The sequence below is a fragment of the Acetobacter sp. genome, assembly GCF_047721705.1.
GTDB lineage: Bacteria > Pseudomonadota > Alphaproteobacteria > Acetobacterales > Acetobacteraceae > Acetobacter.
Map to the genome: position 1 here is coordinate 16316 of NZ_JBDNXK010000026.1, position 10168 is coordinate 26483.

At 58.8% G+C, this 10168-nt stretch carries 11 protein-coding genes and 1 pseudogene; 5 read left to right on the forward strand and 7 right to left on the reverse strand.

Features of this window, described 5'->3' with window-relative positions:
• From ABF824_RS06495 to ABF824_RS06510, 4 genes are all read left to right on the forward strand, one after another.
• Nucleotides 1–689: tyrosine-type recombinase/integrase (locus tag ABF824_RS06495; RefSeq protein WP_415487241.1), on the forward strand; the 689-nt coding region annotated here is incomplete at its 5' end.
• A gap of 3 nt (nt 690–692) precedes the next feature.
• Nucleotides 693–1652, forward strand: a complete 960-nt coding sequence (gene pip / locus ABF824_RS06500; RefSeq protein WP_415487243.1) for a prolyl aminopeptidase — start codon at nt 693–695, stop codon at nt 1650–1652.
• Between the two features lie 11 nt (nt 1653–1663).
• Nucleotides 1664–2659 carry a retropepsin-like aspartic protease gene (locus tag ABF824_RS06505; protein WP_415487245.1) on the forward strand — a complete coding sequence of 332 codons (996 nt, stop codon included), beginning with the start codon at nt 1664–1666 and terminating at the stop codon, nt 2657–2659.
• An 80-nt stretch (nt 2660–2739) separates the two neighbouring features.
• Nucleotides 2740–3825 carry an alkene reductase gene (locus ABF824_RS06510; protein ID WP_415487247.1) on the forward strand — a complete coding sequence of 362 codons (1086 nt, stop codon included), beginning with the start codon at nt 2740–2742 and terminating at the stop codon, nt 3823–3825.
• A gap of 73 nt (nt 3826–3898) precedes the next feature.
• On the opposite strand, the gene ABF824_RS06515 is transcribed toward ABF824_RS06510, so the two are convergent.
• Nucleotides 3899–4507, reverse strand: a complete 609-nt coding sequence (locus ABF824_RS06515) for a YceI family protein (RefSeq protein WP_415487249.1) — start codon at nt 4505–4507, stop codon at nt 3899–3901.
• Between the two features lie 26 nt (nt 4508–4533).
• A complete protein-coding gene (locus ABF824_RS06520) occupies nt 4534–5343 on the reverse strand; it encodes a DODA-type extradiol aromatic ring-opening family dioxygenase (RefSeq protein WP_415487251.1) in 810 nt (269 codons plus the stop codon).
• Nucleotides 5344–5444: 101 nt separating this feature from the next.
• Here ABF824_RS06520 and ABF824_RS06525 point away from each other — a divergent pair, with 101 nt between their 5' ends.
• Nucleotides 5445–6374 carry a LysR substrate-binding domain-containing protein gene (locus ABF824_RS06525; RefSeq protein WP_415487253.1) on the forward strand — a complete coding sequence of 310 codons (930 nt, stop codon included), beginning with the start codon at nt 5445–5447 and terminating at the stop codon, nt 6372–6374.
• Here the strand turns inward: ABF824_RS06525 and ABF824_RS06530 are convergent.
• From ABF824_RS06530 to ABF824_RS06550, 5 genes and pseudogenes are all read right to left on the reverse strand, one after another.
• A complete protein-coding gene (locus ABF824_RS06530) occupies nt 6371–7249 on the reverse strand; it encodes a universal stress protein (protein ID WP_415487255.1) in 879 nt (292 codons plus the stop codon). The two genes, ABF824_RS06525 and ABF824_RS06530, sit on opposite strands and share 4 nt — an antisense overlap.
• A 96-nt stretch (nt 7250–7345) precedes the next feature.
• Entirely contained in the window at nt 7346–8041 is a 696-nt protein-coding gene (urtE, locus tag ABF824_RS06535; protein WP_415487257.1) for an urea ABC transporter ATP-binding subunit UrtE, read from the reverse strand.
• A 41-nt stretch (nt 8042–8082) separates the two neighbouring features.
• Nucleotides 8083–8823, reverse strand: coding sequence for an urea ABC transporter ATP-binding protein UrtD (gene urtD, locus ABF824_RS06540; RefSeq protein WP_415487259.1), 741 nt, complete (start codon nt 8821–8823; stop codon nt 8083–8085).
• Nucleotides 8820–9959 carry an urea ABC transporter permease subunit UrtC gene (gene urtC / locus ABF824_RS06545; RefSeq protein WP_415487261.1) on the reverse strand — a complete coding sequence of 380 codons (1140 nt, stop codon included), beginning with the start codon at nt 9957–9959 and terminating at the stop codon, nt 8820–8822. The genes urtD and urtC overlap by 4 nt, the downstream gene beginning before the upstream one ends.
• A pseudogene (locus ABF824_RS06550) lies at nt 9956–10168 on the reverse strand (urea ABC transporter permease subunit UrtB); the annotation flags it as partial. The gene urtC and the pseudogene ABF824_RS06550, both read right to left, overlap by 4 nt.

Sequence of the window (10168 nt, forward strand, 5' to 3'; positions counted from 1 at the left end):
TTTCCGCGCTGCGCTCATTCTACCGTTTTCTCGCGCGCCATCTCGGTGTGGAGAATCCCGCGCCGAGCCTGCTGGCCACGCCCCGTACAAAGAAACCACTGCCGCGCCCCCTACCCGTCACTGAGGCGATGGAAGCGGGAGAAGGCATCGCCTCGCTGGAAGTGAACAGTATGGCGCAGGAGCGTGACAAGGCGCTTTTTCTCCTGCTCTATGGAGGCGGCCTGCGGATTTCGGAAGCACTGGCGCTGAACATAAGCGATTTCGATGAGGCGCTTTCCACCGGCGTGTTCCGCATTCGTGGCAAGGGCAACAAGGAGCGGCTGGTCCCGCTTTTGCCGCGCGTGTCCGAAGTTCTGCGGCGCTGGCGGACGCTGCACCCTGCCCCCGCACGGGACGAGCCTCTGTTTCCCGGCGTACGGGGTGGACGTCTCAACGCGACAGTCGCCCAGAAAGCCATGCGGGAATGGCGCAGGAGCGAGGGGCTGCCCGAGCATACGACGCCCCATGCGCTCCGGCACTCCTTTGCTACGCACATGATGGAAGGCGGCGCGGATCTGCGCGTCATTCAGGAACTGCTGGGGCACGCCAGCCTGTCCACAACCCAGCGCTACACCCTTGCCGATGAAGCTCGTCTGCTGGAAGTCTGGCAGAAAGCCCACCCTCGCGCCACGAAAGCCGCAGGAGACTGATTCATGACCGCACGCCGCACACTTTATCCCACGATTGAACCCTATGCTCACGGCCATCTCGACACCGGTGAAGGTCATCTCGTTTACTGGGAGCGCTGCGGCACACCGGGCGGCCTGCCTGTGGTGTTCCTGCATGGCGGACCGGGGGGCGGCTGTTCCCCCATGCAGAGACGAATGTTCGATCCGGCCCGCTACGACATTCTCCTCTTCGACCAGCGCGGGTGTGGACGCTCCACGCCTCATGCCTCGCTGGAGAACAACACGACATGGCATCTGGTCGCGGACATCGAGCGGCTGCGTGAAATGATCGGCGTCGAGAAATGGGTCGTTTTTGGTGGCTCGTGGGGTTCTACGCTCGCGCTCGCCTATGCCGAAACGCATCCCGACCGGGTCATGGCGCTGGCTCTTCGTGGCATCTTCACCCTGCGGCGGGAAGAATTGCTCTGGTATTATCAGGGTGGCGGCGCATGGCTTTATCCTGACCTCTGGGAAGGTTTCCTCGCCCCAATTCCGGAAGAAGAGCGCGGTGACCTCATGGCAGCCTATCACAAGCGTCTGACTGGCAACGATCCGGTAGAACGCGAAAAAGCCGCCATTGCGTGGTCGGTATGGGAAGGCTCGACGCTCACCCTGCTACCCGAGCCGAACATGGTGAAACAGCATGAAGACCCGACCTACGCACTGGCCTTCTCCCGCATCGAAAACCATTACTTCGTGAATGGCGGCTGGCTGGCGGAAGGTCAGTTGCTCCGCGATGTCGATCGCATCCGGCATATTCCGGCAACCATCGTGCAGGGACGCTACGATATCGCCACGCCGGTCCGCACGGCGTGGGATCTACATCGCGCATGGCCCGAGGCCGAGTTCCGTCTGATCGACGATGCCGGCCATGCCCTCTCCGAGCCTGGCATCCTGTCGGCTCTGATTGAAACGACTGATCTGTTCGCCGACAGACTGGCCTGACGGTCGTGGCCATGTCGAGACTGTCCTGGTTTTCCGTATGCAGGGTTTTCGCGGCGGCGGCGTTGGGAGCGGGAGTAATTACGGCCTCTGCTCAGGCAACGTCCTGCCCCCTCACCCCCCTCATGGAAGCGCCGTTCCGGAACGACATGGGCTTTCTTTCCGCTCCCGTCACGGTGGCAGGACGGACGGTCAGCTTTATCGTCGATACGGGGTCGGAAGGCAGCATGATCTCGCCGTGGCTGGCGCGTTTTCTCAAGCTTCCCCAAGACCCGCATGCTTTTACGCATGTCACCGGAACGGGTGGCTCGGGCGGTATCGTGCCCAACGTGATTGTCCCCAGCCTGCGGGTCGGGGATGCGGGATTCGGGCCTGTTTCCATGCCATTGGGCTTTCTCCCCAGTCGTCCCAACATCACTCCCCCGGTGGAAGGCCTGCTGGGAGGCGATGTGCTGTCACATGATGTGCTGGAACTCGACGTGCATCATGGCCGCCTTGCCATGTGGGAATCTCCGGGTGGCCGGCCGGCAAGCTGTGATCGGGAGCCGCCAGTCCAGACAGGCATTGTCTGGAAGGAACTTCCCTCGGAGGAACGAGGTCATCGGATCGTTCTGAAGATCACCCTCGATGGCCATGAACTGACCGCCCTTCTCGACAGCGGCGCCCGTTCGCGCATTCTGTCACGGGACGCGGCGAAGGCCATCGGCGTGACAGAGGAACAGCTGGCGGTCGATCCCGGCGGGACGACTGCAGGCGTGGATGGACGGGAATCAGTCTATCGCTGGCATCGTTTTCATAATCTGAAAATCGGCGACGAGACCGAACATCTCCCCGTGCTGACTGTCTCACCGCTGGCGGAAAAATCGGTGGATATGTTGCTCGGGTCGGACTGGGTCGCGGCTCATCACATCTGGATTTATTATCGGCAGGGGCGCGTTTTTGTAGCCAAAGTTGCTCAGCCCGAAGCAACGAAACCAGAGGTCAAAGGCAAAAATTCTGAAAAGCACTGAATCCTGTCGGCAATGGTTGAAACTACCTCGCGGAATAGCCACTTCTAAACAGTCTTTTACGTTGTCGAAGGATATTGCCCATGCCGTCGCTGTTCGATCCGATCGAAGTAGGGGCTATTCACGCCGCCAACCGGGTATTCATGGCGCCTCTTACACGAGGCCGCGGAACGCGTGCTCATGTTCCGACCCCTCTTATGGTGGAATATTACGCGCAGCGTGCCGATGCAGGGCTGATCATCTCCGAAGCAACAGGAATAAGCCGCGAAGGTCTGGGCTGGCCCTATGCGCCGGGACTATGGTCACAGGAACAGGTCGAGGCATGGAAACCCATTACCGCTGCGGTACATGCCAAAGGTGGAAAGATCATTGCACAGATCTGGCATATGGGACGCATGGTGCATTCGAGCGTCACAGGTCTCCAGCCGGTATCCTGCTCCCCGACGAAAGCCCCCGAAGACCTTCATACCTATGAGGGAAAACAGCCTCCGGAACTGGCAAGAGAACTCATCAAGGACGATATCGCCCGTATTCTCAATGATTACGAAAATGCTGCCCGCAACGCGATTGCCGCAGGTTTTGACGGCGTGCAGATTCATGCCGCCAATGGCTATCTGATCGATGAATTCCTGCGTGATGGCACAAATCATCGCACGGACGAATATGGCGGCTCTCCTGAAAACCGCATCCGCTTTCTCCGTGAAGTGACAGAGCGTGTGATCGCAACAATCGGTGCGGACAGGACCGCAGTGCGTCTTTCCCCCAATGGTGACACACAGGGGTGCATCGACAGCCATCCGGAGCAGGTTTTTGTTCCTGCCGCCAAGATGCTGAATGATCTGGACATCGCATTTCTCGAACTGCGTGAACCGGGCCCCCATGGCACGTTCGGAAAGACCGACCAGCCCAAACTGCATGGCCCAATCAGGGAAGTCTTCAAGAAACCACTGGTTCTCAATCAGGACTACACCCGGGAAGAAGCAATGGAGACAGTGGCCTCCGGCGTGGCGGATGCCATTGCGTTTGGTCGTCCCTTCATTGCCAATCCGGACCTCGTGCAGCGACTGGAGAAAAACCTTCCATTGCTCAAGGACGATATCAAGACGTGGTATAGTCAGGGCGCGGAAGGCTATACGGATTATCCCACTGCTGAGACCAATCCCGCTTAAAGATGAAGAATCTCACAAAAAAGCCGGGCGCTGCGACGCCCGGCTTTTGAACTGACGGTGGTATATATTTTATTTACTTCTTTTCGAACGCTCCGGCAATGGTCAACTGCACGTCATCGCTTACCATTGGGACATATTTGCTGACACCAAACGCGCTGCGCTTGATCGTCGTCGTACCTTCAAAACCAACCGTGTAAGCCTTGTCCATCGGATTGACCCCAGCCCCGATGAAGTGGGCATGCAACGTGACTGGCTGCGTCACACCATGAAGCGTCAGATCGCCAGCAATGTCAGCTTCGCCTTCACCTGTCGGAACGACGCTGGTGGAGACGAATGAAGCCATGGGAAACTGAGAGGCATCAAACCAGTCCGGCTTTTTCAGTTCGTCCGTCAGTCTGCTGCTTGTCGTCTGGACGCTGCCGACATTGAGCGTGACATTCAGCTTTGTCTTATCGATATGCTGCGGATTGAATTTGAGCGTTCCTGACGCATCCGAAAACAGGCCGGAATAGTTGGTGAAACCGAAGTGGAGCAGAGAAAACACGACCTGCGTGTGACCCGGTTCCACAACATAGTTTCCGGCTTTCACATCTGCCGGAAGCGGTGCGGCAAAAGCCGATCCGAGAGAACTAGCAAGTGCGGTCACGGCAAGCGTGGACAGCAGGAAGTTTCTTTTTTTCATGAGATTTTTCCTTTTTTAGAAACAGATTATCCAAAACGATAGCCGGAAAGCGTCTTTCCCATCATGGTGTCGACGTAATTTCGTACGCCTTCATCCTGTCCGGCTGCTCCCGCCGCGAACACCAGAGGGAGGAGATGTTCTTCCCGCGGATGGCAAATACGGGCTCCCGGCGCACTCTCCCATCCAACCAATGCGCGATTGCGATCCGACGGCGAGGCTTCCACTGCCCCTGCAAGCCAGTCGTCAAACGCTTTGGAAATAGGATCGGTTTTCCCGCCATCTTTTCCGAAGATATTCAGATTATGGTAGGTCATACCGGTTGCCACGATCAGCACATTTTCGTCGCGCAAGGGCTCCAGAGCTTGCCCGACGCGAAGCTCGTAAGCCGCATCCAGTTCTTTGCCCATGGAAAGTTCAACAATGGGAATATCGGCGTCGGGAAAGGCGAGGAGGAAGGGAATGAACACCCCATGATCAAGGCCCCGCCTGTCATCCTCGGCACTCTGAATGCCGGCCTCCGCAAGCAATGTCCGCACACGCGCAGCCAACGACCGTGAGCCCTGCGCAGGATAGCGCAGCGCGTAAGTATGTTTTGGAAAACCGTAATAATCATAGAGCAATGTATGGTTTTCGGCCGTGGTGACAGTCGGCACCGACGTTTCCCAGTGCCCTGACATCACAATAATCGCAGTCGGACGTTGCGGCAGGGTGGTGGCAATATTACTAAGATAAGCCTCCATGTTTTCCCAACCGGGCCAGTCCATGAAGAAGCACGGGCCGCCGCCGTGCGGAAGAAACAGCACGGGTTGCCGGATCTTCTGTGTTTGGTTTTCCATGACACGCCCCCTCCCCTTCACCGGGTCTTTGTGACATCCAACCATGAGGATGATAATACCTGTTTCAGGCAAATCATCTCCAACTATGAGTGTGAAATAGCATGTTGGATCGCGTAACGAGCATGCAGGTCTTTGTCCGTGTGGTGGCGGATGGGAGTTTTTCGGCGGCGGCGCGGACGCTTGCTCTCTCGCAGACCATGGTCACACGACATATCGCGGCTCTTGAAGACCGTCTGGGGGTGACCCTTTTCCACCGCAGCACACGTCGCCTCTCCCTCACGGAAGCCGGACAGGATTTCCTTATCGGTTGCCAGCGTATTCTTGAGGATCTGGACGGGATCGAGCATGAGATCAGCGCTGGAGGACGTGAACCGCGCGGACGTTTGCGCATCAACGCGCCTGTTTCTTTCGCGGTCCAACACGTTGCGCCCCTGCTACCGGAATTTCACAGCCGTTATCCCAAAGTTAAGGTAGAGCTCGGACTGGATGACCGAGTCGTTGATCTCATTGCCCAAGGATGGGATCTGACCCTGCGCATCAGGATGATGGAAGCGAGCAGCCTGCGGTCGCGTCGGCTGGCCACCATCCGTTTCGCGGTCTGCGCTGCGCCTTCCTATCTTCAAAGCCACGGCACACCGGCAACAATCGCCGAACTCACGCAGCATAATTGTCTGGGTTACACGCTCAGTGATGATGTTGGGATTGGACGCTGGCATTTCGGGCGTGACGGAAAAGCTCAGGTGCAGGTTTCCGGCCCCCTCACTGCGAATAATGGCGATGTGCTGCGGGAAGCGGCGATCGCAGGCATGGGCATCATCTACCAGCCGCTTTTCATCATGGCAGACGCAATACGGGACGGATCCCTGAAAATCCTGCAACTCGACGAGCCCCCGATCGAAGGGCCGGAATTGCTGGCGGTCTATGCCCCTACCAGTGTTGTTCCGCTGAAAACGCGGGCCATGATTGATTATCTGGTTGAAGCCTTTGGCCCGGTTCCACCATGGGAAACCGGGCTGCTGGAGAGACCTTAGCGGCTCATGAGCACCGGAAGGGTGCTGTGTTCGAGAACATGACGTGTCACCCCGCCCAGAATGAGCTGGCGCAGGCGGGAGTGGGAATAGGCACCCATCGCCAGCATATCCGCACCGAAGTCCTGACAGGCGCCAAGCAGACCGCGTCCCATATCCCGGTCGATAGGCTGGAACTCATGACGATCCGCCATGATGTTGTGCATCGAGAGATAATCGACCACCTCCCGCGCATCAGGCCCGCGACGCTGGTAGTCCTCGCAATGTAGCACCCTCACCCGCTCGGCTGTGCTGGCCCAGGCGAGAACCCCACGCAGCGCAGAAGCGGCCTCCGCTGTGCCATTCCACGCGATGCAGACGCGCTTGACCATGTGCGGCATTGGCTCGCGCGGAGCGATGACGGCAGGCCGACCACTATCGAACAGCACGGCGTGAAGGGCTTCGGATGATGAGACTTCATCGCCGCTGTCCGGATGCGGCACCAGCGTGAAATCCGAAAGGCGGGCATGCCACGGCACAACTTCATTTTCCGCGCCATGAAGAACATTGAAGCTCATGCTCGGCTTGCCCTGCGGAAACGGAATGCGCGGCGGAACGGCCTCGATGTCGGGCGTGCGGGCGGCAAAACTTTCAAACGCATCGTGAATTTCGCGCGTGCGCTTGTTGCCCTCTTTTTCAGCCGTCGCCATCAGTTCCTCGACCATGCCGCCCGTCAGTCCCTCGCCAGCCAGAGGGGCAATGTCGCGCCCATCCGAACGCACGTGCAGAACGGCGAGATGAGCGGAAAAACGGCGCGCAAAATTTGCGCCCAGAATGAACGCGGCTTCCACGTTTCTGGCGCTGCTGAGGGGAAGAAGGATCTTGCTAACCTGTTTCACGGCGTTCTCCTGCGGCAGAGTTGTATCCTGCGGAATTATTATCTCCTAGAACGCGCGAAACAGGTAATGGTTACATTATCCCGAACAGAACTGTCATCAAATTGCGATGTAGGACCGCACTTCTTCGGCCACCATGTCCTGTGCAACACCCGACAGCACCACCTTGCCGCGATCCAGCACCGTCACTGTGTCGGCCAGATCGAAGGCAAAGTCGAAATACTGCTCTACCAGAACGATGGCCATGTCGCCGCGATCCCGCAGCATGGCGATGATCGTGCCGATATCCTTGATGATACTCGGCTGAATACCCTCCGTCGGTTCGTCCAGCACCAGCAGACGGGGTCGGATTACCAGTGCGCGGGCAATGGCGAGCTGCTGCTGCTGTCCACCGGACAGGTCTCCACCTCTGCGGTCGAGCATCTGCGCCAGCACCGGGAACAGATCGAAGATTTCATCAGGAACCTTGCGGTCACGCCGTTCAAGAATACCGAAGCCGGTCGCCAGATTTTCCCGCACTGTAAGAAGTGGGAAAATGTCCCGTCCCTGCGGCACGGTAGCAATGCCACGGCGCGCCCGTTCGTAGGCCGGCAGCTTGGTGATATCCTCGCCTTCCCACTCGATGCGCCCCGAACTGATAGCGTGCATGCCGGTGATCGCCCGCAACAGGCTGGTTTTGCCCACGCCATTGCGCCCCAGCACGCATGTCACCTGCCCTTCCCGCGCCTCCAGCGAGACGCCGCGCAAGGCAATGGCCGCACCGTAATAAAGCTGCGCATTTTCAACCCTGAGCATGAGCGTCGCCCCTTTCTGTGTGCCGGCGTCCGGCCAATGCCCTATCGTCCAAGATAAACCTCGATGACACGGGGTTCTGCGCTCACTTCGTCCAGAGCACCCTCTGCCAGCACGGAGCCTTCGTGGAGCACGGTCACCTTCACACCCAACGCGCGCACGAAATCCATGTCATGCTCGACCACCACGACGCTTCGCGTGCGGTTGATCTCACGCAGCAATTCGGCAGTCGCCATGGTCTCGGCATCCGTCATACCCGCGACCGGCTCGTCCACCAGCAGCAGTTCCGGCTCTTGACCGAGCAGCATCCCGATCTCCAGCCACTGTTTCTGACCGTGACTCATGTCGCCTGCCTGATGGTCGGCGAACCGCGTCAGACGAATGATCTCCAGAAGCTCATCAACCCGGTCACGCTCCTGCCCGGAAAGCCGGGCCAGCAGCACCGCAAACGGCGAGCGGATTCCTTTCAGGGAAAGAAGGATATTCTCCCGCACAGTCAGGGCTTCAAAAACCGTCGGCTTTTGGAATTTTCGTCCGATCCCCAGCCGCGCGATGGTCGGTTCATCCAGACGGGTCAGATCCTGCCCCCTGAAGCGGACAATGCCCGTATCAGGACGCGTCTTGCCGGTGATGATATCCATCATCGTTGTTTTGCCCGCGCCATTGGGGCCAACGATGGCGCGCATCTCACCGGGACGGAGCGACAGGTTCAACCCATTGATGGCCCGAAAGCCATCGAAGGTGACGCTTACATCACGCACTTCCAGCAGAAGCGGTTCGCTCATGCTTCGTCTCCTTCCGGGCTGGACACTTCCGGCGTCACATTTTCAGGCAGGCTCTTTTTGCCCGGATAACGCAGGCCGATCAGCCCCTGCGGCAGGAACAGCGTGGTGACGAGAAACAGCAGGCCGAGCCCATAGAGCCAGAACTCCGGCAGCCATGCGGTGAACATCGTCTTGCCGAAATTGACCAGCACCGCTCCCAACACCGCCCCCGACAGCGTTCCTCGCCCACCGACGGCAACCCAGATCACGGATTCAATGGAATTGGCCGGCGCGAATTCACCGGGATTGATGATGCCGACCTGCGTGACGTAGAGCGCTCCACCCAGTCCCGCCAGCATGGCCGAGAATACCCAGACCAGCAGCTTCACCTGATCGGGACGATAACCGAGAAAGCGCGTGCGGCTTTCGGCGTCACGCACGGCCACCAGCAGATTGCCGAAACGTCCACCCACCATCCAGCGCGCCGCCAGCAGGGACACTGCAAGGACGATACCCGTGACGACCAGCAGTCCGGCTCGTGTCGAAGGCGCATGAAGGTCCGCACCGAGAATGTCTTTGAAATCCGTCAGGCCGTTATTACCGCCAAAGCCAAGACCGTTCTGGAAGAACGCCAGCATCAGTGCATAGGTGAGCGCCTGCGTGATAATGGAGAGATAGACGCCAGACACACGCGACCGGAACGCCAGCCAGCCGAACACACCAGCCAGTGCTGCCGGAACGACCAGAACCAGCAGCATCGCCCAAGCGAAATGATCAGAGCCCCACCAGTACCATGGCAGGCTCTTCCACGAGAGGAAGATCATGAAGTCAGGGAGGTCGGGATTGCCGTAAACACCCCGCGCGCCGATCTCACGCATGAGATACATGCCCATCGCGTAGCCACCTAGCGCGAAAAACGCTGCATGACCCAGCGTGAGGATGCCCGCGAAACCCCATACGAGATCGACCGACAGGGCCAGCATCGCATAGGCAAGATATTTCCCCGCCAGTGACACCACAAACGCCGAGACGTGAAACGGACTGCTTTCCGGAAGCAGGCTTGCGCCTGCCAACAACACAGTGATGACCACGACAATAGCCGCCATCCTGATCGCGCCGGGAAAGGAACGCGTCGAAGAGCTGGAAAGCGCGCTCATGATTCGACTCCCCGACCACGCACCGGAAACATGCCGCGCGGGTGACGCTGGATGTAGAGAATGACAAACACGAGGATGGCGATCTTGGCGGAGACCGCACCAATGGTCGGCTCAAGCACCTTGCCACCCATGCCGAGCGCCATGGCCGCGGCCAGCGTCCCCCATAGATTCCCCACGCCGCCGAACACCACGACCATGAAGCTGTCGAT